Below are 26955 nucleotides of genomic sequence, written 5' to 3'. Positions count from 1 at the left end.
TTGCAGCGTTATCTAGCTGAACATAATCTTGATTTAGTAGCAAAAACCAGTTTGGGAGTGAGGACAGAAGAAGATAAATCCCGCATTCCTGATGTAGTTGTTTGCACTCAAAGTCTTTTGGAACAAGCTGCTGCTAGACCAGGTGCTGCCATCCTCGATTTTGATGTAAAGCCGCTGTTAGTGATAGAGGTAGTGAGTCAAAATCGGCGGGCCGATTATATTATTAAACGAGCTGAGTACGAACTAGCTAACGTGCCCGAATATGTGATTGTTGACCCTACACGTAACAAGCAACTGGTGCGAGTTTTAGCCTTTCCTGAAGGTGAAGAAATTTATACGCAAACAGATTTTGTGCCGGGGCAACAAATGGTATCTGTAGTATTTCCCGATCTGATATTATCAATGAATGAAATACTGTCTCCGCCATTAGTTGAACAGTTGATTAAAGAAGAACTAGCTCAGTTGCAGGAACTTGAACAGCAAGCTGACGAGCAGCGACAACGGGCTGACGAGCAGCGCCAACGGGCTGAAAGATTGGCGGCGAAGTTGCGAGAGTTAGGAGTCGATCCCGATCGCATTTAGAACCAACACTTTTCTGTTAGATCCCCGACTTCTTTAAGAAGTCGGGGATCGGGGTATTCTGTTTTTTTAGCCGTTGCTCACTTGCTAACCGATCGCACTTATTCCACTTATTCCCAGTTTATCGTTCGAGCCGCTGGCCGTCGCGGAACACTCCCGGAAAACGCCGGCCTCTGGTATCGATAATTGTCCCTTTGCCGTGAGGCAATCCCTTGCGCAACTCTCCCTCATAGCGGATACCGTTGGAGAACGAACAGCGACCCTTGCCATCGAGTTCTTGACTATAGAACTGTCCCGAACACCGGCTGCCGTCAGCGCGGGTGAACGAGCCCGTACCTAAAGGTTTGCCCCCTAAAAATTGACCGACAAAGCGATCGCCGTTAACAAAAATGAATTGCCCCTGTCCAGTCGGCACACCCACATTTCGATCGAGAGAAAACGGGCCCACATAGCGGTCGCCATTAGTAAAAATAGCTGTCCCGGAGCTGATTTTGCCATCTCGGAATATGCCCTCGACGCGGGCATCATCCTTAAATATAAATTGTCCTCGACCGTTTGGTTTACCCAGACGGAACTGCCCTTCATATCGATCGCCGCTGGAATATACGTATACCCCCGTGCCACTGGGCAAACCGTTAACGAACTGTCCGATGTAGCTATCACCGCTGTCATAATCGCACCTGACCCTACCTGTAGCGATACTTGGCACGCACTGACCGGTTTTAGCTTCTGTTCCTTGCGCCATTGACGGAAACGGATAAGTGGCATCACTACCAATTCCCAACACTGATGCAACTAATAAAGCGATTCCACTGGTTTTAAAACGGGAAATCATTAATCAACTTTCTCCTATGCGCTGTTAGATATTATTTTCTTCTGTCCTTTGCCTTTTGTCCGATTTGTTGTCGAAAGTTGCCTGAAAACCTCAATTTATCCTTTACGAAAGTCCGGGCTTGCCGTTGCGAAATACCCCCGGAAAGCGCCTGCCGCTAGCATCGATCATCGTTCCGACACCGTGAGGCACTCCCTTTCGCAATTCTCCTTCATAGCGCGTACCGTTGGGGTAAATGCAGGAGACACTAGCGTCAAGTTCTTGATTGAAAAACCTGCCGGAACAGCGAGTGCCGTCTACGCGCACCAATACACCCGGGCCAAAGGGCGCGCCGGCAAAGAATTGTCCTTCGTAGCGATCGCCGTTCGAGTAAAAAAATTGACCCCGCCCTGCGGGTTGGCTGCTAATGGCATTAGTCTGAATGTTCCTGACGACTGCGAAGTTTCCGACGTAGCGCTCGCCGTTGGGGAAAACGACCGTCCCAGACCTCATTGTGCCGTCTTGGAACACGCCTGTGTAGCGGCCATCATCTTTAAAAATGAATGTCCCTCTACCATTTGGCACTCCATTCCGAAATTGTCCTTCGTAGCGATCGCCATTAGCGTACACGTAGACTCCGCTGCCGTCGGGCAGGCCGTTGACGAAATTTCCCTCGTAGTTATCGCCTCCCTCGTAATTGCATTTCACTCTTCCCGTAGGAGGGTTGCCTTGGCAGATGGGAGGGCGTTTTCCTTCTTCTTTTTGCTGAGCCATTGACGGCTGGGGATTAAACAGATGACCAGCACCTCCGATACAAGAAGCAACTAATATCGCCATCCCTAATTTTTGAATTGAACTGACATCTTGCACCATTTGCAATAATCCCGATCGGGGCGGGCATCCTGCCCACCCCACAAGAAAATTCACTCTTCGCTTCACAGGCATCTTCCCTGTTCTTGAGAATGGTGCAAGATGTAAGATTGAACCGAGCATGATAAATCTCCTTTGATTTCAATTACTAATAGGGATTTTCTAGAAGCTAAGACTCGCCGAAATGTCTTCTATTTTTTTATCCCTCTATTAATTTTACATTCAGATTCGAGATCGGTCTTAAATGCAAAAAGGCAAAAACTCTAATTTTTGCCTTTAGCATTTTTCATGCTTTAGTGTCAATTTTCAGCGTCGCGATGAGCTATTAGTAATTGGCAAACGGCTAATAACTGCATTAGCGGGTTGTTGGCGACTGGCGGGTTTTTCGCCAACTGCTTTGGCTACCTCAACGCCGTTTTCCTCCAGAATCACGATCGGATCGGCTCCTTGCTTGATATCTACCCGCTTCACCAACACTTGCCCGTTAGACAGCCGCTGGCCGACTTTGACATATCGACTTGTTGGTTCATTGGGTACTTTGACAATCACTTGCGTCTCGTTCCCCACTTTTACCACCCCGCTCACTTCAGTGCCTGTAGCTAGGTCAGTAGAAGGCGGTGGCGGAACTACTGGGATCTGCGGAGGAGGCGGGGGATTTGGGTCTACCCACTGGGGCGGGCGCTTGTCTACTGGCAGTTCCGGCAGATTCGGCACTCCTATGGGTCTAGCTGCTATTGGCTGGGGCGGGCGCGGTGGGCTCGAACGGCGAGTCTGTGTACCCAGGGGTCTAGCTGCTACCCTGGCATTCGGGTCTTTCCACTGGGTGGGGCGCTTTTCTACTGGCAGTTCCGGCAGATCCGGCACTCCTATGGGTCTAGCTGCTATTGGTTCGAGTCCAGGTGGGGATGTACGAAGACGACCTAACTGAGGAGCATTTAGCCCTGGGACTTGGGGAAGCGAGCCAAGTTGGGCCCCATTACCTCCGGGTAAGGAACCATTTCTGCCACCGCGACCTAACTGAGGAGTATCGATCCCCGGAACTTGGGGCGGCGATCCAAGTTGCGCTCCATTACCTCCTGGAAGTAAAGGGTCGCCCGGGCGACCTGCTACTTGCTGAGTTCCTCGCGGGCCAGATATCTCAGGTCCTCTCTGAGTACCTGGAACGGGCGCTCCAATTGGAGGGGGAGCCAAGAACTCGGGCAGTTTGGGTAGCACGGCTACTTGTCGCTGTGGGAGTTTGGGGAGTGCTGAGGTCATCCCACCGACTCCGCCAGCTCCTGGAGGGATTTGTAATGCGATCGGCGGCAGCGGCCCAAAGGGGTCTGCCTGAGAAGGATTGGCTGTCAAGGGGCCTTGCGCCACCGGCGGAAGACTCAGCGTGGGATTCCTGTTTTTGTTGTCGCCGATGTCTGTTTGAGCCTGTCTGGCTCGTTCGTCTGGGTTGGTCGATCGAATTAACCCGGGAGGCTGGGCGGCTACTATTGGAGACTGGAAAGTCTGAGTTCCTGGGGTGGGACTGGCAGAGGCTGCCGGAGAGGGAGAAGCTGCACTGGGGCTGGGGCTGGGGCTGGCTGTGTTGCTCCCCTCGCCACCGCAGCCTCCGATCGAGAAAGCTAGTAGTCCTATAGTTGCAAAATATAAAAGTTTGTGCATTGCCGATCGCCCCCAAATGCTTAATTTCAAGATATCCAACAAGGCTCTACAATTACAGCCTGTTGCCGTTTTAAGTTTATCTGTGTTCGATGTTATGCGATCGCTTGAAAATTGCCAAGTTTTCCGGCAGGGGCCGATCGGGCGATCGAGCGAGCGGTTTTCGGGAGCGGGTTAGCATATCAGTGGTGGTCGTTGTTCGACATATTGAATCAATCAAGGTATTTATATAAATAATGGCAAAACTGATTCTCAAGCGGACTTGGCGATCGCCAAGATTGTTTTTGCGGCCGTTTTGGTGGCATTGGGATCTGTGGGGGGCCGCGAGGTGCATTCTCATTCACATCAGCCAGAAACCAAGGTGATGACATTGGTACCCGATGTGAGTTCCCAGCAGCTCGATCGCACTTTAACAGGATCGGGCTGGTGCGATCGATTCTGGTTGGGGGTGCTGCCATCCAAAATGTCGAAGTGGCGATCGCGAAACAAATGGAAATTGGTCTGCTCGGTCACGATTTCTTTGGCAATTACGATGTCAAAATTAAAAAAGATGTTGTAGAATTTGATGTTCGCTAAAAGTGAGCCGACTAAAAAACCGATTTTTGCTCAACTCCCATAAAGTTATTCGCAGCCGAGTCAAGGCTCTTAAATTTATTTCTTGAGGCAGTAGCAAAACGCAATCAAGTGTGGTATTGTTTTTAGTGTTTCAAGAGCCACCGACGGTTGAACTATCCGTGAAATCCGGCCGCAAAAGCACGGCCGCTGTTGGTGAGATCGGTAACAGTCTCCGACTGTGGATTCACAGTTCAAGGCAAGGCAATCAATTAAACAAGCAAAGCAGGTCGCAATTAGTTCCCAAAATGCTGTGGCTGAGGAAATTTTGGTTGGCTTTGTTGGGCCGGAGCGTAGAAAATCTGTAAACTGATTAGCGGAAGATGTTCCGCAAAATCGGAAATCATGACGATCGAGAAATTAATTATTGTAAATAAGGTATTCGCATGGCACAAGCGTCTGTATCTCCTGTAGTGCTGATTATTCTAGACGGCTGGGGTTATCGTGAAGAAAAAGACGGAAATGCGATCGCCGCTGCGAAAACACCCGTGATGGACAGTCTCTGGGCCGCTTATCCCAGAACTCTGATTAAAACATCGGGCCGGGCAGTAGGGCTTCCTGACGGGCAAATGGGCAACTCAGAGGTCGGTCACTTGAATCTGGGCGCGGGCCGCGTAGTTCCTCAAGAGTTGGTGCGGATCTCGGATGCCGTCGAAGACGGTTCTTTGCTCAACAACCGGGCGCTGGTTCAGCTTTGCGAGGAAGTGCGCCGTCGGGGCGGCAAGTTGCACCTGACTGGTCTTTGTTCCGAGGGGGGGGTTCACTCGCATCTGAGTCACATTTTGGGTTTGCTGAAATTAGCAAAAGCACAGGGAATTTCTGAGGTTTGCATTCACGCGATTACAGACGGCCGCGATACTACTCCGAAAGAGGGTGTAGAAGCTCTAGGAAAGATTGAAAGTTATATCGCAGAGGTAGGGGTCGGTCGGATTGCGACCATCAGCGGCCGCTACTACGCGATGGACAGGGACAAGCGCTGGGATCGGGTGCAGCGCGCTTACGACGTGATGACGACTGAGGGTGCGCCTGACGGTCGATCGGCAGTTGATGTGTTGCAGGCCTCTTATGCTGAAGGAGTGACGGACGAGTTTGCAGATCCGACTCGCATTGCCCCAGGGGCGGTGGCATCCGGGGATGGGATGATTTTCTTTAATTTTCGCCCGGACAGGGCTAGAGAATTGACTCAGGCTTTTGTATCTCCCGATTTTAAGGGGTTTGAACGGCAGTTAATTGAGCCGCTGACTTTTGCGAGTTTTACTCAGTACGATCCGAAGTTGTCGTCGGTGTTAGTGGCTTTTGAACCGCAGAATTTGAACCATATTCTGGGCGAGGTGATTTCTAAGCACGGTTTGCGCCAGTTGCGGACGGCGGAAACTGAAAAGTACGCTCACGTGACTTATTTTTTTAATGGGGGTCTGGAGGAGCCTTTTGAGGGGGAAGACCGGGAAATGGTGCAGAGCCCGATGGTGGCGACTTACGATGAGGCGCCGGAGATGTCGGCCGCTGAGGTGACGGATGGGGCGGTGGCGGCTATTGAGAAGGGCATTTATTCGTTTGTGGTGATTAACTACGCTAACCCGGATATGGTGGGCCATACGGGGATGATGGACGCGACGATAATTGCGATCGAAACTGTAGATAAATGTTTGGGGCGGCTGTTGGCTGGCATTATCAAAGCTGGGGGAACGGCAATTATTATTGCTGACCACGGAAATGCTGAGCAGATGTTCGATGAGGATGGGAATCCCTGGACGGCTCACACTACTAACCCGGTTCCGTTTATCCTGGTAGAAGGCGAAGGTCTGAAGATTCCAGCTCACGGAACTGATGTTCCTCTGAGGGCGGACGGTTGTTTGGCTGATATTGCGCCGACGATTCTGGAGCTGTTGAGGTTGCCTCAGCCCTCGGAGATGACGGGACGCTCTATGATTGAACCCGCTAATTTTGAAGTTCGCGCCAATCGCACTCCGGTGCGAGTCCGATTGTAGTAGGGACGCAGCAGTAGGGACACGGCACTGCCGTGTCCCTACTGCTGCGTCCGATCGACTGGATGTGCGCGATCGACCGGATTTGATATGATGATTGATTGCCGATTACTAATTACCAATTACCCTAGATTATGAATATTGTTTCTGTTTTACAAGTTATCTGGTCTTTGTCTGCTTTAGGACTTGTGATTTTTGTGTTGCTGCACAGTCCTAAAGGCGATGGCATTGGAGGGATTGGCGGCCAAGCTCAATTGTTTACCAGCGCCAAGAGTGCAGAAACCAGTCTGAACCGGATTACTTGGGGTCTGTCTATTGTTTTTATGGGTTTGACTGTGATTTTGAGTGCTGGTTGGTTGACCCCTAAGTTATAAAAAATATCCTAAAAACCCTGTGACTAGAGTCCAGGGATGAAAGGGCATGGCAGGATAAATCCTGCCTATCAGATATACCAATTGCACAAATGTCTGGCAAGTGTGCTATCGTCAAAAGATTCGACAGTTGCGAATTTTGAGAAATCAAGTATCTAGCTTAACAGCAGTACGGATGCTCAAAATAATTAATCACAACCAATACTAAGGTTCTGAACCAATTAAATCGTCAGTAAAAGACGTTAAAACCTACCCCCGGACTGGAGGAAAGTCACGACCGAGGAGCTAGTTGCAAGACTAGGATAGCAGACCGCCATTTTTGGCAAAAGGATTGCGCCCGGAAACCCTGGCAATAGGGATATTAAGGCTGGAAAGTCTTAAGAATCCCCGTCGCATTAGCGCGGGGAGTGTCAAAAGATTCGGATTTTTAACCGCAGATGAACGCAGATAGACGCAGATAATCTCAAGTTCATCTGCGTTTATTTTCGTCTATCTGCGGTTGCAAAAATGCGGTTGTCGAAAGTTACGGTAAAACCTCGATCGCTGGCTGGTTTGGGATTGGCTTTATGTTGTTTTAGCCTGATAATTTTTACTCAGGTTAATACTCGGGCAGCGAGTCTTTCTCCTCTGGCGAATAGTTGGCCCAATCCACAGGTTCACCCTTTGCCCCCAACGCTGGCAAATTGGCAAGATTCGACGGATAGCGGTGATTATTTTGACCGGGTTAAGCCACCGAATTTCGGTCATTTGCTGTGGTCGAAGTTTCCGATTCAGGTTTATGTTGAGCGTCCCGTTGATGATAATAAGTCGGAAGAATGGGTGGCGGCTGTGTTGGGTGTTATCCGGGAATGGGGGGTTTATTTGCCTTTGGAAGTGGTGGATAATTCGGAGGTGGCTGATATTAGGATTTTACGTCGGGCTCCGCCTTTGCGTCAAGGGGTGTTGCGATCGCGCTCTGGAGAGTCTACCTATGAGTTGTACGCCCGTCTGGATGGGGATAAAACTGTGTTATCTCATCGGTTTTCGGTTTATTTGAATCCCAATCAAGTGGGTAAGTATGTTCCGGCGACGGCGCGCCACGAGTTGGGTCACGCTTTGGGAATTTGGGGCCACAGTTTGATGGAAACGGATGTGCTTTATTTTTCTCAGGTGAGAAATCCTGGGCCTATTTCGGCGAGGGATGTTAATACTTTGAAGCGGGTTTATGAACAGCCGACTCGGTTGGGGTGGGAATTGTAGTTACGGGCAAATTGAATTGGCTTCTACACAAACCAAGTCAGCCTTCGCGGACTCTAAGAACACGATAGTTAATAGGAAATAGAAGAAAGATGAAAGATGAAGCTTTTGGGATTGTGCCAGTTTTTGCGACTGAAACTGATAGTTTATTTTTGTTGATTCAACATCAAGCCGGACATTGGGCGTTTCCAAAAGGTCACGCTAATCCCGGGGAATCGGCGCTAGAAACGGCGAAGCGGGAGTTTGAGGAGGAAACTGGCATCCGCGATTGTGAAGTGCTTGAGGAGCCTAGTTTTGTGGAAAGTTATTCCTTTGTTAAGGAAGGGAAGCCGAGTCCTGTGCAACATTATTCCTCTGCGAAGGAAGGAGAATCAGTTGAAAAGACTGTTACTTACTTTTTGGCTTTTGTAAATTCAATGGAAGTTCAGTTGCAAGTAGAGGAAGTTCAAAATTCGGTCTGGACTTCCTTTGAGGATGCAGTTAAGCTGATTACTTTTGAGGGGAATCGGCAAGTTTTAAGGGAAGTCAAAGCATTTTTGGACGCGGGGAATGAGTGTTAATCAGTCTTGGACGCACACACTTGTTTATGTAGAGGGCGCCGCACCTTACGCTATAAGTAGTGTGTCAAAGCACTTTTTGCGTCCACGATTGTTAATCTCTAGTCCGGTTATACGATCGCCATTAAGTTTGTACTAAGGACTTTAGTGCTTAGTGAGTACAAGCTTTAAGAGAGGGCTCCAGTCCTTACTACAAACAAATTGTTTTGTTAGATACCCGACTTCTTGAAGAAGTCGGGTATCTAGGTATTCTGTGAGGTTATTTGTTGGTTTTCTGAGCTTCGGCGTGGTGTTGCAAGCGAGAGAAAACGTTGTAGGCGTCGGGGCCGGGAGTATCGTGTTCGGCTGCGCCGTCGATGGGGCCGTCAATGGCTTTCCAAGCAGGAATTCCGCCTTTTAGTTCGGCTACTTTTCTAAAGCCTGCTGCGCGGAGAAGATTGGCCGCTTCGGCGGTTTGTTCGTCGGTTTCGCCGTAGATGTAGATGTCGCGGATGGGTTCTAAACTGGATTTTGCCCGATCGACTAATTCGTCTATTGGCATCGGTTGGGCGCCGGTAATGCGGCTTTTGTTGGAGCTTTCAAAATCGCGGGCGTCGATGATTGTGAGTCCGGGTTCGCCCCAATCTAAACGGGCTTTGAGGTCGTGGCTGGATGCTTGGGCTTTTAAACCGGGAGGGGTAGGAGTAAGATCGGGAAGTTTTTCTTTGATGTCTGAAATTTGGTCGGGAATATTTTTCATGGGTAAAGTTGTGTTGAATGTTTTGATTGCTATTGCAATGTAACAAGATGTGTAGGTTGAATTCGTCTTTCTAAAGGCAGAATCCGGCATTGAACTAAAGTCGCAGTTAAGCTGGGTTGCGGGTTGTTAGCTGCGGTTGGGATCGCTACATTTGTTGAGGTTGCTAGAGCGTAGCGGGCTGTGCTTCTGATTGTTTCGATCGCATTTACTGCAGAGAAGTTGAACTGCGATAATGTATCAAACATTTTATTTTATCAATTCACAAGTTTTTAGTCAATCCTCATCTTTTTTGTAATCGAATTTTACTGTGGTGATGAGTGACAAAATTATTTAAGAATGAAATAAGCATAAGTTATTCGCAGGTTCGCCCGCGTGCTTGCGGAAAAGTTTAAATGTTTGCCAGCAAGGTTTCTGGTAAAATTTAAGAGTAAAAACAAGTATTTAAAGGTATGGATATGTCTGAGAAAAGTGAAAGTGCGGTGTCTATAACTTTGACACCGGAAGAGCAAGCGGTGTGGGATGCTAAGGCGAAAGTTCGGGTGCTGCTGAATTTGTGGGATTTGGGCGGCGGCAAAATGATGGTTAAAAAAGGGGATTTGACTAAGCGGATTGTGCGCACTAATGAGACGAGTGTGAGATATCAGGGTGTGCTCGGTGAGTTGCAGGCGACTGGGGCGATCGAGTATTCGCTGGTAAATCGGGTGACGCTGGTGGAATTGAGCGCGAAGGGGAAAGAAGTTTTAGCGGATGGTTTGAAAAATAAGGATTCTCTGTTTGAGTTTGACGGTTCTCAAATCGGTACTCGGCTGGGAAATTCTTTGTTGAAGTGGATTCGGCATCAGGATGGTGCGGCGAGTGTTGCGGTTGAGAAAGGGAAGGGGGATGTAGGGGCGATCGCATCCTATGAAGATTTTAAGGCTGTGGCGATCGATGTATATGACAGCTTGAACCGGGATTATAACTTAGACGATTTAGTGCCGATTTATCGGATGCGTCGGGCGATCGGGGAAAGGGTAGGGCGATCGGAGTTCAATGAGTGGCTGTTGGAAATGCAGGCTAAGGGCTTTTTTCTGCTTCAGGGGGGTGAAATGACAGAGATTACGCCTGATAAAGCTGAAGACTCCATTAAGACTTCATTGGGTGAATTACGCTACTACGCAACGCGCTTAATTTCTCAAGCTTAAACGATTAAGCTTCATTCTGGTTCAGCTTTTTACCTCACACAAATCAGTATGACTATTTCTCCGATTGAAGAACTCAATGCAGCTATCCAAAGTTATAACCCATTCCCAACTGGTGCTGCCGTTGTCGGACAGCAAGACATTTGGGAGCAGAGCTTCCCTGATGTTACGACGCTGAATGCTCATGCTTCGGATGCAATTTATCAAACCATCGAGCGAGTTCATCATGCTCGTAAAGCCCGGGAAAAAGTAACTTCAATGGTGATAATAGCTAGTAAAGGAGTTGGTAAAAGCCATGTTATTAGTCGTATTCATCATCGTCTTAAAGCTGATGGCAGTGCCTTATTTATTTATGCGGGTGTGGAGACATACGACATAAAGTTTGTTAATTATTACTTTCTACAAACTTTAGCAGATAGTCTCAATCACAACGGTAGTCAAGGGGTAACGCAGTGGCAGGAAGTAGCCGCAGGGATGGTTAACCAAGTGAATAGAAATGTAAATTCGGATGCAGAGACTATTCCAGCTACAGAGGTGGTTGAAAAATATAGTCAAGCCGAAAATAATAACTGGGTAGATGAGTTAGTAGCTAAATACAGGCGAATAAGACGCAGTGATCCTGACATTATTCGTGCCATCTTTTGGACACTTTCAGAAGACTATTCAGATTTTGCGGTTAAATGGTTATCTGGAAAGAACTTAGCTGAAGTAAAGGCTAATGCTATGGGATTACCAAATCCTAGCGAAGGAGAGAAATATCAAAATGCTGAAGCCTTTAAGACGATTTCGCAAATTTTGAGTTTGGTTAGCGAATATAAGCCTCTAGTTATTTGTTTTGATGAACTAGATTTGGATAACAGAATTGACCCCGATAGTGGCTTAACAAGACCACAAGCGATAGCTGGTTTAATTAAGCCTTTGGTAGATGACATTCAACTGTCTGACCAAAGTAAAGGTTTTGTAATCCTAACCGTAATGATGCCTGATACATGGACAAACAAGATCAAGCTTATGCCGGGTGGAGTGGTAGATCGAGTTTCTAGAAGAGGAGATCCAATCCAATTAACCTTTATGGATGGTGACTCTATTATTCAGCTAGTTTCACTATGGATGAAAGAGTTTTATCAGTCAAGCAATTTAATTCCCCATAGCCCAATATATCCTTTTGAAGAAAACCAACTGCTAGACTTGGGCAGAAATTCTGATAGTTCTGCCCGAGGAGTGTTGACATGGTGCTCGAAAAACTTTAAAATTTTTGCTCCGACCACTCCACAACCACCAAAAGACCTTGTTGAAATTGAATATAACAAGGCACTTATATCTGTTGAAAAGTCCCTCACAACCTTGCTGGACGAGAAAATTACATTAGCGGATGCTCTTTGGCTGAGCTTCTCCACCATAATTGGACAGACTTTAGAAAATGTTAAAATCATTAGTCTTGAAAAGATTAAATGCAGTCCCTCAGAAAAAAGCTATAGCATGGACTTCAAAATCATAGGTGAGGAAAATGGAAACCCCGTCAAAATTGGAGTAATGGTTCTTCAAATACCTAGCGGGATGGGTGTACAGGCTGGATTGAAGCGCCTAATCGACTATAAAAAGTTTAAAATCACTCGTGGCTGCTTAGTTCGTTCTAAAGAGATTAATTCTGGTGCGACGAAAGCCCAAGGATATTTAAGCGATCTTCTGTCTCCTCAGTTAGGTGGGGAATGGGTAAAGTTGACAGGTGATAACATCAAGACTCTTCTTGCTATCCGCTCTGTTTATTTCAGTCGTGAAAACTATGATTTTACTGAGGCAGCAATTTTTGATTTTATTGCCACAAAAAAACTGGTAGTTGACAATTATATCATCCGTGAAATTCTTAGCGATCCGTCGGGCCAAATTCCTGATGGGTTGCTTGTCACTTGACAATTTATAGATAAGTTGATGAATTATTCTGTTTTTGTTGATACGGCTTTACAGTTACCTGCGCCAGATGTGGAAGCCTTAATCGTAGGACGAATGATTGCAGCCATTCCTCGGACATTTATCGATCCGGGTCGGTCATTTGCCCTATATCCAGCCGATATCGCGATTAAATTGCTCCCTCACGAACAACATTATCGCTCAATTTTTTTGCCTACTGCTAAAAGCTCCCTCGCTCAATTAAATTCTGATAAAGTTACGATTAAAGCTTGGGGTAAATGCGAACTGTGCCAAGTGTTAAATGAGGCTGAATCATTAAAATATTTGTCGCAATTAACCATCTGGACAAGGGAGTTATTAGAGGAAACTCTCGTACAACGGCCTTATATTTTTCTAGCTTATTTTCGCGTCTATCTGCTACCTCAGCCGCTTGAAATGCCTGTGCATCCCAGCGGCAATTTTGTATCTTTGCCGCATTCCCTAACTGTTACTGATTCAACGCCAGTGTTGAGCGAGTCTATCTTTGCCAAACGCCGTCAAAAGCTGGAAAAACTAGAGCCGCCAGAACATCCAGAATTGGAAGAGTTGCAAAGTGCATTAGTGCATTTATCCACCACCGACCCAAAAGCCAAACAACTAGACGCAGAAATCAAAATATTTCTCGGTTGGAGTAGCGATAAGCCTGTAAAACCAATCAAACCGGATTTATCTTGGATAAATACCATAGCAGCTTTGGGAAATCGCACCAAAGAACTAGATACAAACAAAAGCAACTATCAAGCAGGAACAGACTTTGAAATTGTAGTGCGCGATAGCCTTGAGTTTTTGGGATTTACAATAGATTATGCTCACAAAGGTGGTGCTGGTGGCTTAGATTTATTATGCTCCAAACCTTACCCCTTAGTTGGCGAGTGCAAAGCCGGTAAAAAAATCCCTAACGATACAGCAGTTCAATTGCTGAATTTAGGAACGCTACGGCTCAAAGATCAAGAAATACTCGCAAAAGCAACTAAGTTGATTATTGGCCCTGGCGTTCCAACTACTCAACTTATGGATGCAGCAAAAGTACACGGTATGGCAATTATGAACCCTGAGACGCTTGAAAAACTGGTTAAACTTCAAAGCAACTATCCTAACTCGGTGGACTTATTTAAACTGAAAGAATACTTAAAACCGGGACAATCTGATGATGAAGTTGCTAAATATATTGAGCAAGTTGAACAAGAAATTAATGTGCGATCGCACATTCTTGCTATTCTGAAAAAGTATCACGAAAATTCTGGTTCTGAACGAGCAAGTGTCGATGCTCTTAGCGGTGCTTATTCAATGTCTAACCCACCCAAGAAGTTGTCCCGCGAAGAGTTGCACGAAATGTTAGTAGAACTTTCTTCTCCGCTGACAGGTTATGCAGGACGAATTAAAGGCGAGAATTTAGGGCGCGATCGCTTTTATTTTCTGCGCGATTTACCGCTAGATGATTGAGGTAGAATTGAGGCTAGTGCCACTATTTCAATTCCTTAAACAGTATCAGGATCTACGCCCAACTCCCGCAACTTCGCCGCCAATCTTTCAGCACGTTGATGCTCGTCTTGGGCACGTTGACGTTTCATTGCAGCTTGTTTAAGTTCCAGAAATCGTGCTTGTTCGGCCTTAATTAACCCCTCTACTAATGGCGGATCTAAAACTTCATTGACTGATAATCTCAGATTGGGAAATACTACAGATACCATTTCCTCACCCGGCAAGTAATCTACCTGTGTATAAACGTCATCACCTTCGGGAAATGCCGCAACTCGCACCCGCTGTCTGTTTTGTGCCGGGTCAACAATCATATATTCCGGCACGTTAGCTAGTTCGTACTCTACTCGTTTAGTTATATAATCGACCCGCCGATTTTCGCTGACTACTTCTATTACTACTAACGGCGTTTCATCCAAGCCAAGGATGCCCCCTCCGGGTCTAGCACCAGCTTGTTCCAAAAGACTTTGAGTGCAGACAAATACATCGGGAATACGGGATGAATTTTCTTCGGTTCTCACTCCCAAGCCTCTTTTTACTACTAAATCAAGATTGTGGGTGACTACGTAACGCTGCAATTTATAAACTAAATATTCGCAAATTTTGATGTGTAAAACTGTAGCTATTGGCATCGGGATTAATTTGCCTTTGTACAGTTCATATTGTACATCTAGTTCGCCTTCATAAAATCGGTATTCTTCAAAGGTTAGTGTGGGTAAATTATCAACTGGCTGTTCTGTTAAAACTGGCGGAATTGATTGAGACATATCTTTGTGACCTCAGCGAGTATTTCTGATTATTTTAAATTTAAACGACAGTATCAGGATCTATGTCCAATTCCCGCAACCTCGCTGCTAATCTTTCAGCGCGTTGACTCTGCTGCTCAGCGAGTTGACGCTGCTGCTCAGCGAGTTGACTCTGCTGCTCAGCGAGTTGACGCTGCTGCTCAGCGAGTTGGCGCTGCTGCTCAGCGCGTTGACGCTCCTCATCAGCGCGTTGACGCTCCTCATCAGCGCGTTGACGTTCCATTACAGCTTGTTGCTGTGATTCCTGTAATCGAACTCGTTCTGCCTTCACTAACTCCTCCACCAATGGCGGATTTAGTATTTCATCCACTGATAAAACCAAATCTGGAAATACTACAGATATAATTTCCTCACCAGGCAAGAAATCTGTGTAAGTGTAACCATCTTCACCTTCAATCAATGCAAAAAGCCTAATTTTTTGCTTGCCAAGTTTAGGGTCAACAATGCAATATTCCGGCACATTCGCTAATTCGTACTCTCCCCGTTTAATCACGTAATCTGCCCGCCGATCTTGGCTCACCACTTCTACCACTAACAGTGGCTTTTCATCAAAATCGAGGATGCCTGCACCGGGTCTAGCAGCAGCTTGTTCTAAAAGACTTTTAGTGCAGACGACTACATCAGGAATCCGAGATTTATCTTCATCGGTTCTGACTCCCAGATTAGTTTTTACTACTAAGTCGAGATTGTGAGCGGCTAGATAACGCTGCAATTTGTAAACTAAATATTCGCAAATTTTGATGTGTAAAATTGTGGCTGTTGGCATCGGGATTAATTTGCCTTTGTACAGTTCATATTTTACATCAGATTCTCCTTGATAAACTCTGTATTCTTCAAAACTTAAGGTCGGCGAAGTATCGAGCTCTTTTTCTTCGACTGCTGGCACAACAGATTGAGACATATATTTTTACCTATCTCGATAGTTTTCTATTATATCGCAGTTTTTAATCGGATGAAATACAGCGCCTGATGAAAGAGAGGATACGGCAGTGCCGTTTCCCTACCCGATGAAATAGAGGAGACGGCAGTGCCGTTTCCCTACCTTCAATCAACTGAAAACGGCTATATTCAATTTTAATTTTAACACTCAAGGCATTGAGTACGAAAAGATCGATCGCCCTTATTGACAATCAAGCAATTTGATCCGGTTAAATATTTGGTTCAGTTCACCATTTGGGCGATCGCATCAACAAGGCTGTAGCTGCCTCGCTGTCGAGTGGTTTAGAGAAAAAGAACCCCTGACCGTACTCGCAGCCGATCGCCCGCATTTGAGCCAATTGGACGGCGGTTTCGACACCTTCTGCCACTACCTCCATCCCCAAACTGCGGGCCAGCATGACGATCGCCCGCACGATTTCCAAATTTTCGCCCGTTTCCCCGACGCGGCTGACAAAAGAGCGATCGACCTTCAAAATATTAATCGGGAACCTGTGCAAATAACTCAGAGACGAATAACCAGTGCCAAAATCATCAATGCACAGCTCAATCCCCAACTCTCTCAACTGCGAAAGCATCGCCACCGCCGCTTCCCCATCTTCCATCACCACAGTCTCAGTAATCTCCAACTTCAAACAGCGAGCATCAACACCCGTTTCCAGCAAAACTTGCTTAATTTGCTCGATCGACTCCGGTTGAGAAAACTGCCTCCCGGAAAGATTTACTGCTACTGTCAGCCGCGAATTTCCCACAGGTAAATTCAAACTCTGCCACTTAATAATTTGGCGGCAGCTTTCGTTCAAAACCCACAAACCCAAAGGCGTAATTAACCCAGTTTCCTCCGCCATCGCAATAAATTCCATCGGAGAAACTAAACCCCGTTCCGGGTGCAGCCAGCGCACCAGCGCCTCAAATCCGATAACTGAGCCGCTTTTCAAACAAACGATCGGCTGATAATAAACAGTAAAAGGACATTCCAATTTAAACGGAGCAAATTGCGATTTCGGATGCTCCAACCTCCGATCGATTTCGCTCATCTGCGAGTTTTCCTGCACCGCCCCACCTCCGATATCTACTATCGAAGATTTCAAATTCAATTCTTCAACCGACTCCCGCAAATCGTGTTCCAAGTGCATCAAAGCCACAGCCCGAGTGTGCATCGCACTCGTAAACACTTCGTAGCGAGCTTTACCGAGAGCTTTTGCCCGGTACATCGCAATATCAGCATCGCGCAAAATATCTCCAGGCCACTGATATTTGTCCGTACTCAAAGCAATGCCGATGCTAGCAGTAATTAAAACTTTACTACCTTCCAAATTCAGCGGCCGCTCGATCGCCCTGAGAATTTCCTTTGCAAGGGCTTTCGCCTCATCAACACCTTGAATTTCCTCCAGCAAAATCACAAACTCATCTCCCCCCACACGAGCCACCGTATCGCCTGGCCGCAAACCAGTCAAGAGACGGCGAGCCACAGCCACCAACAGCCGATCGCCCGTGCGGTGTCCCTGGCTGTCATTAATCACCTTAAACCTGTCCAAATCCAGAAACAGCACCGCAAACTGATAGCTCGGATTCCGTTTCGCGCGGGCAAAAGCTTGCCCCAACCTGTCAGTCAACAAAGCGCGGTTCGGCAACTCCGTCAGCGCGTCGTGCAAAGCATCGTGCAACAATTGTTCTTCAGCCACCTTGCGCTCAGTCACGTCGTGACAGTTGACCACAATTCCCCGCACCGAAGGTTCGTTGAGCAAATTCGTCGCCACCGCTTCCAACACGCACCAGGAACCGTCCTTGTGCTGCACTCGGTATTCCGCCAATCCCAGCCCAACGCTCGGCATTTGGATGACTCCTTGGAACACTCGATCCACCATCGGCAATTCGTCGGGGTGAATCAAGTCAAATACAGACCGGCCGAGCACTTCCGCCGTGGGGTAGCCCAAAATCCGCTCTAGGGAAGGAGAAACATAGCGGCAAAAGCCTTTCTCGTCGAGAATCACAATAATGTCTCTAGCATTTTCAATCAACGATCGAAAGCGCTTCTCCCTTTGCCGCAACTCTTGTTCCGTGCGCTTGCGATCGGTAATGTCGGTATTCATGTAAATCAGACCGACAATTGTCCCTGTGGGGTCTTTAATAGCATCGGCCCGCAGCAGCACTTGCACAATCTCGCCGCTTTTAGTGAGGTTGGTAACTTCACCAGACCAAGAATAACCCAGGGCGATCGTGTCGAGTACCTGCGAGGCGACTGCGGGGTCAGCAAAAACTGTCGGTATACCTCCGGCGAGTTTAAATTCCTCTGCGGTTTCCCATTCAAATAGCTGAGAAAACGCTGGATTTTGATAGATGTGAGTGCCCGAAGCATCGCTGATGCCGATCGCATCGCTCGAACTTTCCACCGCCTTGCGAGTCAGCACCAGAGCTTCTTCTGCCCGCTTGCGCTCGGTAATATCAATCCCTACCAGACAAGCTGCGTTCCCCCGATCGTACTTTTGAGCCACAATCAAATAGTGTCCCGCCGCCAGTCCGCCGTCCGTTTTCACCTTAGCGCTGAGTTCTTTAACCGCTTCTGTAGCGTCGCCGGCAAAAAACTCCACCACAAAAGAGTGAAAATCCGAACTAGCGCCCAGAAAACCGATATCTTGACCGACAAAGACCGACGGCGACAAATTGTGCAGTTTAGCTAAGTGCTGGTTAACCCCCAAATAGCGCAAATCCGACCTAATCCAAGATACTATGCCCGGAACTGCTTCCAAAATCGTTTGCAGTTGGTCGTTAGCTTGCTGCAATGCTTCCTGCACATCTATGCGTTCGGATAAGTCGAACTGAGCTCCGACGAAGTGAGTCAAATTACCGCTGTCGTCCCGCACGGGAGATAGCGACAATTTGTTCCAAAAAAAAGTGCCGTCTTTGCGGTAATTTTTGATTGTCACCTGCAGTTCTCTACCTTGGCGCAAGGCGTCGCGGATGTTAGCTACGGTAGTTCGATCGGTATCGGGGCCCTGCAAAAATCGGCAGTTGCGCCCCAAGATTTCACTGGCGCAGTAACCTGTCATCCGTTCAAAGGCCGGATTGCAATAAATTATGGGACAGTCGGGTGCATTGGCGTCAGCAATGACAATGCCGCTGCTAGTAGCTGCCAAAGCTCGATCGCGCAGCCACAGTGCTTCTGATGCAGAATGGCGATCGGCACTCCCCACTTCACCTAAATTAGAAATTGACTGGTTCTCGCGATCTCCCATCAGCCGAAGTTTCAAGCAAACCTTTACAATTTCCGAGTTGTTTCTTACTTTAGCGTTTTTAAGCACTTGTGCAAGGTAAATTCGATCTCGGCATTTAAGTAAGCGGGATTTCACCAAGCGTTGTTAGTTGTATTTTTTACGCTTGGTGTTGGGCATTTAAAAAAGCACATCTTCAATTCCCCAGTGAAAAACCCTTAATTTCTCTCCATCTCGGACTCTCACCCCTTTCCCTTCTCACTGCGCTCCGTCAATCAGGATTCGCAGCAGTTTATGAAAGAAAGCAGTAGTCGGAGTTCGATCGACCAGCAGCGCAATATTAATCAGCGGCACAGCTCCCTTGCCTCCATTACTGTCAAAAATTGACTCTTTCATTTTTGAATAGTTTGCTGCTCTGCCAAAGTTCGGGAGTTAAAGTTTATCGTTGTCAATTTGTGTTTTGAGTTGGGTAGTTAGTAATAATTTATTGTGCTGTTTTTTGATAATTTTCTGTTTTGAAAACTTCCGAAATGACCGAATTAATAATGCAATTAATAATCGGTTATTGGTTTCCGCTTTTTTGAAAAAAATGGTATGCTTTGGCGGGTGAACATTCCCTTTTACTGCTCGAGTTACGGTAATTTTTTGCAAGCCTTTGGAGGCTGCACGGGCTTTCCGGTCGATTTTTTCCACCCGCACGCTCAGGGTTTTGACAAAAGTGACGATCGGTCTTGGAGGGTGGATGCCTTCATCGAAAATCGCCCTTGAACTTTGCCGAAGCCCATCATGAGGCCGCCTTCTCGTAGGCTGACGATGGCAAAGGGTGATAAATTATCTGGCATAAAAAAAAACTGTTCTGCGGGAGCGGGAGCAATAATGAATAAATGTTTCAAAACCTCAACATTCGAGAGATTTTTAGATATAAGATGAGCGGGCGATCGGTCGATCGCTCCAGAGCAACCTAAGCGATGGCGCTCTGAGATCAAAAGCTTTGAGAAAGCTAAAAAACCAGCATAAAACAAGTAACTTTTTTGAATTTTCAGTCAAAAATTGGAGGTTCGTGCAGGTAAAACCTTGGCGGGTTGGTGCAAGCCCCAGCGAAAGACAGAATTTCCGCCTAGGACTTACAGACTCTATTTGTAGAATAAGCCGGCGCCCGCCTTACTCAAGCCTCCAGAGTATAAAAAAAGACTCCTTGCGCAAGTTGTGAATTTATAGCGACAAACGATAAAAAGCCGAGTTTAAAAATGCCAGAAAATAAGTTAAGGTTAGATGAGAACGGTTGAATTAAAGATGTGAAATGTTGCAGCGACACCCTTGGCCGCAGACAATTGAAGAGGCGATCGCCATTCAAGAACAGCTTCGGTCAGAGGTAATTACCGAAAATCAACGGTCAACAGTTCGGTACGTCGCAGGCGTAGATGTCGGCTACGACAGTGCAAACGACGTATCGCGGGCCGCTGTAACAGTTCTGAGCTTTCCCGACTTGCAGTTGCAGCAGCAGGCTGTGGTTCGCAGTCCTACAGCTTTTCCTTACATTCCCGGTTTCCTGTCTTTTCGAGAAGTGCCGGCAGTCCTCGAAGCTTTGGAAAATATCAGTTTGAAACCAGACTTGATATTGTGCGACGGTCAAGGACTAGCTCATCCCCGCAGGTTCGGTCTTGCCTGCCATTTGGGGGTTCTGACAGGGATTGCGACGATCGGAGTTGCCAAAAATCGATTTATTGGAGAACATTCAGAAGTAGGGAGCGAACGGGGCAGTTGGCAGCCCTTGCTGCTGGAGGGATCGACGGTAGGCGCAGCGCTAAGGACGCAAACAGGGATCAAACCGATTTATGTTTCGATCGGTCATAAGGTAAACTTGATAAGCGCGATCGAGTACGTGCTGCGCTGCGCCCCGAAATATCGCTTGCCAGAAACAACTCGATCGGCAGACCAACTAACATCTCCGATAACTGGCCAGCCCCCAAGGCATCAAAAAAATGAAAAGTAAAAAGACAAAAAAAGCATCCCTCTTTGGACTTTTAATTTTTGAGATGTCGCCGCGCGCGAGTCCGAAAATCCTCTGAGTGTATCGCCAATCAGCTTTCGGTTCCATCCTTCCAGCGAACTAAAGAATGACTATACCTGAGAAAGAGGTATAAAAGTTGGGGGATTTCTAGAATGATTGAAAGACAGTAACCTGCTTAAACATTTGCGGATGTAACCACAGTGTCCGGGCGTGAACTATTTTTAGTTCACAGTTGTAAATTATGAAATATTCATCCTGCGACTTAAACCAAAAGTTTATATTCGTCAGATGACGTTTAATAATTTACCGTCTGATATCTCACCACTGACTTGGAGTACCCGCGACAGTGGGAGGCGAAGGCGCGATCGAGCTAAAAAATCAGAAAAAAACAAGGAGACAGTCATGGCTGAGAAAAGCAAACGCGGATTCGCTTCTATGGACGCAGAAAAACAGCGCGCAATTGCTAGCAAAGGCGGAAAAGCTGCACACGAGAAAGGAACTGCACACGAATTCACCTCTGAAGAAGCCAGAGAAGCTGGTCAAAAAGGTGGCGAAGCTGTCAGCAGAAATCGCGAACACATGGCTCAAATTGGTCGCGAAGGCGGCCGGAAAAGCCGCAAGAGCGAAGCTTAAGTCTCTTAACGCTTTCCCTTCCCTGCAACGAAAGATGGCTTTGTTGCAGCTTGAGACTCACCACGCCTGACACGCGAGCGTTTGAGGAGGTGGGGCGATCGAATTCTCAGAGGGAGTTCGATCGGCCAACCTCCAAAAATCGTCGCTAGCGCACCAAAGCTTCGCAACTTGCGAAAACCCCGCAGCAATTAGTTTTTAGCAATCGCTGGCAAATCAATAACGGCAAATCTTTAACAAAGCTGCACTGGGGTCAAGATTTTTCCGGGAAAGAAAAGCTGACTCATGGCAAGTCAGTGTCTCAAAAAAAGGCAAATCCGAGCGTTAAAAGCCCCGAAGTCGGGGCTTTTTTGTTGAGCTGCACAAAATATTTTCAGAACGCAATATCTAGTCCGACTCAATAATTCTAATTGAGTTTGTAGTAAGGACGTTCGTCAGAAGAGTTAGATTAATAATATTTTTCAGGAAACTATAGAACCATGACAAACCAGCTCACTTTAGCATGGACAGAAGCTGGGGTGCGTCAAACTCAGACAATTCAAAACGGACAGCCGAGCAAAAATCCGGGAACCGTGAGGATCGGGCGCGACCCAGCAAAGTGCGATATAGTATTTTCGCATCCGAGCGTATCGGGTCTGCACGTTGAAATATTTTTTAATCAGGAATTGCAGGAGTATGCAGTGCGGAATTTGCGCCAAAGCAATCCGCCGTTGGTAGACGGAAAATTTCTCACCCAAGGCGAAGCAAAATTGAGATTGGGAAGCCGAATCCATTTAGGCGAAGTGGAAATCGAGGTGGTGAAGGTCACAGAGGTAGAGGTAAGCGCGCCGCTGACAGTTTTGCTGGGGCCTCCCGCACAGGGTAACTCTGAACCTACGGGCCCTTCAAAATATGGTTTGCAGTGTCCCAAGTGCAGCCGAATTTCGCCTTACGCGCAGTTGAATGCGGGGTGTCCGTGGTGCGGTACTTCTTTGGCGGCGGCGGCGAGTGTGATGCTCTCTCCGTGAAAGTTTGAAAAAGGGAAAATAGGGCTATCCGCTAAACACTTTCAAATTTAAAAATCTTTTTTGCAGAAAGCTCAAAGCTGACGGCTGATGTTTAAAAAATAATCATGAATTCTCAACCCTTGCGCCTGCGACTGACTTGGAACGATACAGCGACGGGAGATTGTCGCTCCCCGATACTCGACTTGCCCATCGCTTTGGGGCGAATTTTTGAAGCTATGCCCGCCACAATCAACGGGGAACGAGTTTCTCGAATTGCGCTCAGCAGCAGTCAAGTTTCTCGCTTCCACGGAGTGATTGGCACCGAAGGCGACAGTATCGTACTCACTGACACGGGCAGCCGCAACGGTACTTTTGTCAACGGCGCTCGCCAAACCCGGTGCGTGCTGGCAAATGGCGATATGCTGCAAGTTGGGCCCTACGAGATCGGCATTTCATTTGCTGTTAATTCCGCAGAAACCCAGTCTGTCAATTCTCACATTTTCTTTAACCCGCAGACAAATGGGCCAGACTCTGGGTTCGGGCCGCAAAGGGTGCTGCCGCTTCCTCAAACAGGTAGTAGAGGAGAATTTCCTCCGATCGCATTTTTGCACGCTTCTCAAGTGACAATGCGATCGCTCCAATCTATGGGACTCCCTGTGGCAGAAGTTGATTGGGCTGCCGTTGGCGGCGGTTTGGGCAGCTTTATTTGGGTGGATTTGCTGAGAATTTGCGGGGTGAAAACAGATCGAATTGCGGTTTTGGGCATGGAAGAGCAACCTTACGCCCGCTACCGTCGGTTGTGCCTGAATTCTCAAATTCCGCTGCGGGAACGGCTGCGATCGAATTCTGACTCTTGTCCAGATAACATTTGGGGCTGGCCTCCCTACGCTGTGCGGGAAGCTTGGCAGGAATTGCTCAAAGGGCGGTTGGGGATGTCCTTGAAGTTGATGTGGCAGGTGTTTGCCGAACCGACTTTTGCCGAAACTTATACGCCTCGGGCGGGGAATGTGTTTGATGCTATTGACAGGGAAATTCTCCGTATCGGTTGGAATCAGATGTTTCGCTACGGTAGAGTGCGGGGAATTCGCAAGACAGATGACGGCAGGTACGCGATCGCTTATTCTCGATCAAATGCGGATCACCGCGACCACGCTTTTTTAATCGCCAAATACGTACACTTAGCCACCGGCTATCCCGCCATTCAATTTCTGCCGGACTTGCAAGCTTACCGCGAAAAAACCCAGGATTTTGAGTCGGTTGTCAACGCTTACGAAAGCCACGACGGGGTTTACGAAAAGTTAGAATCCCGGGGCGGCAGCGTGTTAATTAGAGGGCGGGGAATCGTCGCTTCGCGAGTGGTGCAGCGGATTTACGAAGCGCGGCAGCACAACAGCAACATTCAAGTATTGCATTTGATGCGATCGCCCAAACCCCAGGGCAACAAGTTTAACCTCGCTCAGCGAAGAGTCGAAAATCACTACGAATTTCAACCTTTCAACTGGCCGAAAGCTTGCTGGGGCGGGGAACTGCGAGTAATGTTGGAAAAAGTCGCCCCCGAAATTCGCCCGCAGTTGCTCGCAGACTGGGGCGGTACTACTACAGCCAAGCGCAGCGACTGGCGGCGGATTGTCAAAGAAGGTTTAAGTCAAGGATGGTATCAAATTACCTTCGGGGAAGTCGATAGAGTCGAGCGCGACAGTCAAAACCGGACGGTGACGTACATTCAGGAGAAGGAACTCAAGGGGCAAATTAAGTTAGAGGCTGATTTTATTATTGACGCTACAGGTTTGGACGCTAAGGTAAAAACCAGTCCCCTGTTAAACGATTTGGTAGCTCAATACAATCTTCCTCTCAATAGTTTGGGGCGGCTGAGCGTGAACAACGATTTTGAAGTGTCCGAATTGCGGAATTCTTCTGCTAGCAACACAGAAGGCCGGGTATACGCAGCCGGCGCGATTACTTTGGGGGGGCCTTACGCGCCCGTAGACAGTTTTTTGGGCTTGCAATACGCCGCCTTGCGTTCGGTTGAAAGTCTGGCCGCCAACCGATCTCCGGGTGTCCGCAAATTGAGCGTTTGGCGATCGTTCGTGCAGTGGTTGAAGTGGATTTTCAATAAATCTCCCGGCTAACTTGAAGGACGAAGTTTGGCAACAAGCAATGTACAAGATTTAAGGGATTTAACTGAGGTATTGCACCATTTTCAATAGGTTTTTTACGGGCGGGCAGGATGCCCACCTCACAATAAAACTCACTCTTTGTGGAACAGGCATCTTGCCTGTTCTTGAAAATGGTAAAAGATGTCACATTTAACTGATTAAAACGAACTTCGCATTCAATCTAAAATCTAAAATCCAAAATCTAAAATCGAACAACCTTCCCATTCAATCTAAAATCCAAAATCTAAAATCCAAAATCGAATGACTCCCACCTTATTTGGCCGATGGCAAACTCGAATATTATTATTTGCAACTGTAGGCGTTTTAGTAACACTGCCATTTTTTCTAGGTTTAATCGCTGGTAAATCAGGCTCGATCTTTTTCGGAATTTTAGGCTATGTAGCGATTTTTGGCATCGGCTGGGATGCCTTATATATCTACATCCAGCAGTACCGCTGGGATCGAGATTGGCCCGGCGCGTTTCAATTGCTCGCCGGGATTTGGGAAGCACTTTTTGTCTTGCTATTAATAAAAACTATCGGTTTGCCGGGGATACCGCCGGAAGATTTTGACTTGGGATCTTTTGCCCTGCATTACAGTTTAGTGTGGCTGGCTATTTATCTGGCATCGCAAACACTAATGCGAATTTTATTTCCCTACTGGCGTTTCCGAGGCGGCCAATGGTTGTAATAATATTGTGTGATTTTTGTGATGCCTGTAGGCGCGGGTTTTACAAATAATAATCGCCTCAAATTAATAATCTCATAAGCCCGCCCCGCCCGGTCAATTACCAATTACCAATTCCCAATTCCCCATGCCCAATTCCCAATTCCCCATCCCCTGTATATTTTCTTTTTTTTCGGGTTCAGGCTTCCTAGATTTGGGCTTTGAGTCGATCGGCTTTAATGTAGCATACGTCAGCGAAATTTTCCCGCCATTCATCCAAGCATACCGTCACTCTCGCCAGTATCTAAACTTACCGCAGCCAGAATACGGACACTGCGAAGGAGAGGAAGCAGATGTGACTCGACTTGTAGAAGGAAAACCAGCACTTCACTTGCGGGAATTGATGCAAGATGCTCGCAAGAAACACGATATTATTGGATTTATTGCGGGGCCACCTTGTCCTGACTTTTCAATTGGCGGCAAAAACCGAGGTGGGGAAGGAGATAAAGGCAAACTTTCAGCTTCTTACATTGAATTGATTTGCCAGCAGCAGCCGGATTTCTTTTTGTTTGAAAATGTCAAAGGCTTGTGGAAAACAAAAAAACATAAAGCTTTTTATGAGGAACTTAAACATAATTTGGCTGAGGCAGGATACTTATTTGTGGAACGTTTGATTAATGCGCTCGAATACGGTGTGCCGCAAGATAGAGAGCGAATTATTTTAATCGGTTTCCGAAAAAATATTGTCAAAGATATGGGCATTTATTTAGAGCAAAACAGCCAAATGTTGCCTGAAGGTGTATTTCCTTGGTCAAGTCAGATTTTATATTCCAAATCAGAAGTTTTTTCTAATCCTTGGCCTGAGAAAAATGCGTTTGCCTGCGATAGTTTGTTGCCTTGCCCAGATGGCATTACCAAAGAGTTAACAGTACAGTTTTGGTTCCAAAAAAATGATGTTGCAAACCATCCCAATGCCGAACATTATTTTCAACCAAGAGCGGGGATTAAAAGGTTTGCTGCTGTCGATGAGGGAGATGATTCTAAAAAATCTTACAAGCGTTTGCACAGGTGGCGTTATTCCCCGACTGCTTGTTACGGCAACAATGAAGTTCACTTGCACCCTTACAAACTTCGCAGGCTTTCTGTTGCAGAAACACTGGCAGTTCAGTCACTGCCAAAAAAGTTTGCGCTGCCCGAAAATATGACTCTAACTAATATGTTTAAAACGGTGGGGAATGGAGTTCCTTATTTGGCTGCACAAGGTATTGCTAAAACAATTTCTCAATTTTTACAGAGAAAATAAATAAAGAAATAGGCGCAAATAAACCTTAGCATCAGGATTTTAGCTGTAGGGTGCGTGAGGGCAAGTAATCTTTGAATTCAAATTGTGAGATTTTTAACACTCACGCACCGCCATAACTAGATTTTGGTGCGTGACGCGCGGTTTAAAATTGATTGTCGGTGGCGCAAGTTAATCGCCGCGCCTCACACACCCTACAAATATGTGAAAGCGGTTTTTTCATGAACAGCAGAGG

Annotated in this window: 28 protein-coding genes; 16 read left to right on the top strand and 12 right to left on the bottom strand. The window is 47.0% G+C overall.

The annotated features are described in order from the left end of the window. Nucleotides 1-582, top strand: a complete 582-nt coding sequence (locus QUA02_RS22535) for a Uma2 family endonuclease (protein ID WP_333030818.1) — start codon at nt 1-3, stop codon at nt 580-582. 118 nt (nt 583-700) lie between these two features. On the opposite strand, the gene QUA02_RS22530 is transcribed toward QUA02_RS22535, so the two are convergent. The 4 genes from QUA02_RS22530 to QUA02_RS22515 form a co-directional block, all read right to left on the bottom strand. Further along, nucleotides 701-1414, bottom strand: a complete 714-nt coding sequence (locus QUA02_RS22530; protein ID WP_333030816.1) for an MORN repeat-containing protein — start codon at nt 1412-1414, stop codon at nt 701-703. A 102-nt stretch (nt 1415-1516) separates the two neighbouring features. After that, the gene (locus QUA02_RS22525) at nt 1517-2263 is read right to left on the bottom strand and encodes an MORN repeat-containing protein (protein ID WP_445305197.1); all 747 of its coding nucleotides are present in this window, start codon (nt 2261-2263) and stop codon (nt 1517-1519) included. A gap of 303 nt (nt 2264-2566) precedes the next feature. Then, nucleotides 2567-3943: a hypothetical protein gene (locus QUA02_RS22520; RefSeq protein ID WP_333030814.1), complete on the bottom strand. Its 1377-nt coding sequence runs from the start codon at nt 3941-3943 to the stop codon at nt 2567-2569. 46 nt (nt 3944-3989) lie between these two features. After that, on the bottom strand, nt 3990-4250 hold the full coding sequence (locus QUA02_RS22515; RefSeq protein ID WP_333030813.1) for a hypothetical protein: 261 nt from the start codon (nt 4248-4250) through the stop codon (nt 3990-3992). Nucleotides 4251-4336: 86 nt separating this feature from the next. Here QUA02_RS22515 and QUA02_RS22510 point away from each other — a divergent pair, with 86 nt between their 5' ends. The 6 genes from QUA02_RS22510 to QUA02_RS22485 all read left to right on the top strand — a co-directional run bounded on the left by QUA02_RS22510 (nt 4337) and on the right by QUA02_RS22485 (nt 8674). Next, a complete protein-coding gene (locus QUA02_RS22510; protein WP_333030811.1) occupies nt 4337-4486 on the top strand; it encodes a hypothetical protein in 150 nt (49 codons plus the stop codon). 110 nt (nt 4487-4596) lie between these two features. Further along, nucleotides 4597-4830 carry a hypothetical protein gene (locus QUA02_RS22505; protein ID WP_333030809.1) on the top strand — a complete coding sequence of 78 codons (234 nt, stop codon included), beginning with the start codon at nt 4597-4599 and terminating at the stop codon, nt 4828-4830. Nucleotides 4831-4908: 78 nt separating this feature from the next. Beyond that, on the top strand, nt 4909-6510 hold the full coding sequence (gene gpmI, locus QUA02_RS22500; RefSeq protein WP_333030807.1) for a 2,3-bisphosphoglycerate-independent phosphoglycerate mutase: 1602 nt from the start codon (nt 4909-4911) through the stop codon (nt 6508-6510). 131 nt (nt 6511-6641) lie between these two features. After that, the gene (gene secG, locus QUA02_RS22495; protein ID WP_333030803.1) at nt 6642-6881 is read left to right on the top strand and encodes a preprotein translocase subunit SecG; all 240 of its coding nucleotides are present in this window, start codon (nt 6642-6644) and stop codon (nt 6879-6881) included. Nucleotides 6882-7385: 504 nt separating this feature from the next. Then, a complete protein-coding gene (locus tag QUA02_RS22490; protein ID WP_333030801.1) occupies nt 7386-8117 on the top strand; it encodes a peptidase in 732 nt (243 codons plus the stop codon). Nucleotides 8118-8206: 89 nt separating this feature from the next. Beyond that, nucleotides 8207-8674 carry a bis(5'-nucleosyl)-tetraphosphatase gene (locus QUA02_RS22485; RefSeq protein WP_333030800.1) on the top strand — a complete coding sequence of 156 codons (468 nt, stop codon included), beginning with the start codon at nt 8207-8209 and terminating at the stop codon, nt 8672-8674. Nucleotides 8675-8930: 256 nt separating this feature from the next. Here the strand turns inward: QUA02_RS22485 and QUA02_RS22480 are convergent, their stop codons facing one another. After that, on the bottom strand, nt 8931-9410 hold the full coding sequence (locus QUA02_RS22480) for a rhodanese-like domain-containing protein (RefSeq protein WP_333030799.1): 480 nt from the start codon (nt 9408-9410) through the stop codon (nt 8931-8933). A gap of 29 nt (nt 9411-9439) precedes the next feature. Then, a complete protein-coding gene (locus tag QUA02_RS22475) occupies nt 9440-9655 on the bottom strand; it encodes a hypothetical protein (protein WP_333030797.1) in 216 nt (71 codons plus the stop codon). 210 nt (nt 9656-9865) lie between these two features. Here QUA02_RS22475 and QUA02_RS22470 point away from each other — a divergent pair, with 210 nt between their 5' ends. The 3 genes from QUA02_RS22470 to QUA02_RS22460 are packed head-to-tail and all read left to right on the top strand — an operon-like array spanning nt 9866 to nt 13981. Then, on the top strand, nt 9866-10594 hold the full coding sequence (locus QUA02_RS22470) for a hypothetical protein (protein ID WP_333030796.1): 729 nt from the start codon (nt 9866-9868) through the stop codon (nt 10592-10594). 48 nt (nt 10595-10642) lie between these two features. Continuing rightward, the gene (locus QUA02_RS22465) at nt 10643-12502 is read left to right on the top strand and encodes a hypothetical protein (protein ID WP_333030795.1); all 1860 of its coding nucleotides are present in this window, start codon (nt 10643-10645) and stop codon (nt 12500-12502) included. 18 nt (nt 12503-12520) lie between these two features. After that, nucleotides 12521-13981: a DUF1802 family protein gene (locus QUA02_RS22460; protein ID WP_333030793.1), complete on the top strand. Its 1461-nt coding sequence runs from the start codon at nt 12521-12523 to the stop codon at nt 13979-13981. Between the two features lie 35 nt (nt 13982-14016). Here the strand turns inward: QUA02_RS22460 and QUA02_RS22455 are convergent, their stop codons facing one another. From QUA02_RS22455 to QUA02_RS22430, 6 genes are all read right to left on the bottom strand, one after another. Beyond that, entirely contained in the window at nt 14017-14784 is a 768-nt protein-coding gene (locus tag QUA02_RS22455) for a Uma2 family endonuclease (RefSeq protein WP_333030791.1), read from the bottom strand. 40 nt (nt 14785-14824) lie between these two features. Next, the gene (locus QUA02_RS22450) at nt 14825-15724 is read right to left on the bottom strand and encodes a Uma2 family endonuclease (protein ID WP_333030790.1); all 900 of its coding nucleotides are present in this window, start codon (nt 15722-15724) and stop codon (nt 14825-14827) included. Between the two features lie 265 nt (nt 15725-15989). Continuing rightward, a complete protein-coding gene (locus QUA02_RS22445) occupies nt 15990-18995 on the bottom strand; it encodes an EAL domain-containing protein (protein ID WP_333030788.1) in 3006 nt (1001 codons plus the stop codon). Between the two features lie 234 nt (nt 18996-19229). Beyond that, nucleotides 19230-19367 (bottom strand): hypothetical protein, encoded by a 138-nt coding sequence (locus tag QUA02_RS22440; RefSeq protein ID WP_333030786.1) that lies wholly within the window; start codon nt 19365-19367, stop codon nt 19230-19232. A gap of 36 nt (nt 19368-19403) precedes the next feature. Then, nucleotides 19404-19664 (bottom strand): hypothetical protein, encoded by a 261-nt coding sequence (locus QUA02_RS22435; protein WP_333030784.1) that lies wholly within the window; start codon nt 19662-19664, stop codon nt 19404-19406. 8 nt (nt 19665-19672) lie between these two features. Continuing rightward, entirely contained in the window at nt 19673-19957 is a 285-nt protein-coding gene (locus QUA02_RS22430) for a hypothetical protein (RefSeq protein WP_333030783.1), read from the bottom strand. Between the two features lie 314 nt (nt 19958-20271). Between QUA02_RS22430 and nfi the strand changes: the two genes are divergently transcribed. From nfi to QUA02_RS22400, 6 genes are all read left to right on the top strand, one after another. Further along, nucleotides 20272-20964 carry a deoxyribonuclease V gene (gene nfi, locus QUA02_RS22425; protein ID WP_333030782.1) on the top strand — a complete coding sequence of 231 codons (693 nt, stop codon included), beginning with the start codon at nt 20272-20274 and terminating at the stop codon, nt 20962-20964. 420 nt (nt 20965-21384) lie between these two features. Further along, nucleotides 21385-21615 carry a KGG domain-containing protein gene (locus QUA02_RS22420; protein WP_333030781.1) on the top strand — a complete coding sequence of 77 codons (231 nt, stop codon included), beginning with the start codon at nt 21385-21387 and terminating at the stop codon, nt 21613-21615. 476 nt (nt 21616-22091) lie between these two features. After that, nucleotides 22092-22619 (top strand): FHA domain-containing protein, encoded by a 528-nt coding sequence (locus tag QUA02_RS22415; protein ID WP_333030779.1) that lies wholly within the window; start codon nt 22092-22094, stop codon nt 22617-22619. Nucleotides 22620-22723: 104 nt separating this feature from the next. Next, nucleotides 22724-24727: an FHA domain-containing protein gene (locus tag QUA02_RS22410; protein WP_333030778.1), complete on the top strand. Its 2004-nt coding sequence runs from the start codon at nt 22724-22726 to the stop codon at nt 24725-24727. 288 nt (nt 24728-25015) lie between these two features. After that, a complete protein-coding gene (locus tag QUA02_RS22405) occupies nt 25016-25444 on the top strand; it encodes a hypothetical protein (RefSeq protein WP_333030776.1) in 429 nt (142 codons plus the stop codon). 124 nt (nt 25445-25568) lie between these two features. Then, complete coding sequence (locus QUA02_RS22400) at nt 25569-26723, top strand: DNA cytosine methyltransferase (protein ID WP_333030774.1); 1155 nt, start codon at nt 25569-25571, stop codon at nt 26721-26723. Nucleotides 26724-26955: the final 232 nt, after the last annotated feature.

Origin of the sequence: Microcoleus pseudofavosus SVA1_A4 (genome assembly GCF_036700565.1) — a bacterium.
In the GTDB taxonomy this organism is placed as follows: Bacteria; Cyanobacteriota; Cyanobacteriia; order Cyanobacteriales; family Microcoleaceae; genus Microcoleus.
This window is presented reverse-complemented; position numbering and strand designations above follow the sequence as displayed.

What these genes read in the sequence shown, in the direction of transcription:
- QUA02_RS22475 (WP_333030797.1), bottom strand. Translation starts at nt 9,655, where the DNA reads ATGTTTGATACATTATCGCAGTTCAACTTCTCTGCAGTAAATGCGATC.
- QUA02_RS22455 (WP_333030791.1), bottom strand. Translation starts at nt 14,784, where the DNA reads ATGTCTCAATCAATTCCGCCAGTTTTAACAGAACAGCCAGTTGATAAT.
- secG (WP_333030803.1), top strand. Translation starts at nt 6,642, where the DNA reads ATGAATATTGTTTCTGTTTTACAAGTTATCTGGTCTTTGTCTGCTTTA.
- QUA02_RS22460 (WP_333030793.1), top strand. Translation starts at nt 12,521, where the DNA reads ATGAATTATTCTGTTTTTGTTGATACGGCTTTACAGTTACCTGCGCCA.
- QUA02_RS22400 (WP_333030774.1), top strand. Translation starts at nt 25,569, where the DNA reads ATGCCCAATTCCCAATTCCCCATCCCCTGTATATTTTCTTTTTTTTCG.
- QUA02_RS22410 (WP_333030778.1), top strand. Translation starts at nt 22,724, where the DNA reads ATGAATTCTCAACCCTTGCGCCTGCGACTGACTTGGAACGATACAGCG.
- QUA02_RS22465 (WP_333030795.1), top strand. Translation starts at nt 10,643, where the DNA reads ATGACTATTTCTCCGATTGAAGAACTCAATGCAGCTATCCAAAGTTAT.
- QUA02_RS22525 (WP_445305197.1), bottom strand. Translation starts at nt 2,263, where the DNA reads ATGGTGCAAGATGTCAGTTCAATTCAAAAATTAGGGATGGCGATATTA.
- QUA02_RS22445 (WP_333030788.1), bottom strand. Translation starts at nt 18,995, where the DNA reads ATGGGAGATCGCGAGAACCAGTCAATTTCTAATTTAGGTGAAGTGGGG.
- QUA02_RS22440 (WP_333030786.1), bottom strand. Translation starts at nt 19,367, where the DNA reads ATGAAAGAGTCAATTTTTGACAGTAATGGAGGCAAGGGAGCTGTGCCG.
- QUA02_RS22485 (WP_333030800.1), top strand. Translation starts at nt 8,207, where the DNA reads ATGAAAGATGAAGCTTTTGGGATTGTGCCAGTTTTTGCGACTGAAACT.
- gpmI (WP_333030807.1), top strand. Translation starts at nt 4,909, where the DNA reads ATGGCACAAGCGTCTGTATCTCCTGTAGTGCTGATTATTCTAGACGGC.
- QUA02_RS22515 (WP_333030813.1), bottom strand. Translation starts at nt 4,250, where the DNA reads ATGAGAATGCACCTCGCGGCCCCCCACAGATCCCAATGCCACCAAAAC.
- QUA02_RS22415 (WP_333030779.1), top strand. Translation starts at nt 22,092, where the DNA reads ATGACAAACCAGCTCACTTTAGCATGGACAGAAGCTGGGGTGCGTCAA.
- nfi (WP_333030782.1), top strand. Translation starts at nt 20,272, where the DNA reads ATGTTGCAGCGACACCCTTGGCCGCAGACAATTGAAGAGGCGATCGCC.
- QUA02_RS22480 (WP_333030799.1), bottom strand. Translation starts at nt 9,410, where the DNA reads ATGAAAAATATTCCCGACCAAATTTCAGACATCAAAGAAAAACTTCCC.
- QUA02_RS22530 (WP_333030816.1), bottom strand. Translation starts at nt 1,414, where the DNA reads ATGATTTCCCGTTTTAAAACCAGTGGAATCGCTTTATTAGTTGCATCA.
- QUA02_RS22405 (WP_333030776.1), top strand. Translation starts at nt 25,016, where the DNA reads ATGACTCCCACCTTATTTGGCCGATGGCAAACTCGAATATTATTATTT.
- QUA02_RS22490 (WP_333030801.1), top strand. Translation starts at nt 7,386, where the DNA reads ATGCGGTTGTCGAAAGTTACGGTAAAACCTCGATCGCTGGCTGGTTTG.
- QUA02_RS22420 (WP_333030781.1), top strand. Translation starts at nt 21,385, where the DNA reads ATGGCTGAGAAAAGCAAACGCGGATTCGCTTCTATGGACGCAGAAAAA.
- QUA02_RS22470 (WP_333030796.1), top strand. Translation starts at nt 9,866, where the DNA reads ATGTCTGAGAAAAGTGAAAGTGCGGTGTCTATAACTTTGACACCGGAA.
- QUA02_RS22450 (WP_333030790.1), bottom strand. Translation starts at nt 15,724, where the DNA reads ATGTCTCAATCTGTTGTGCCAGCAGTCGAAGAAAAAGAGCTCGATACT.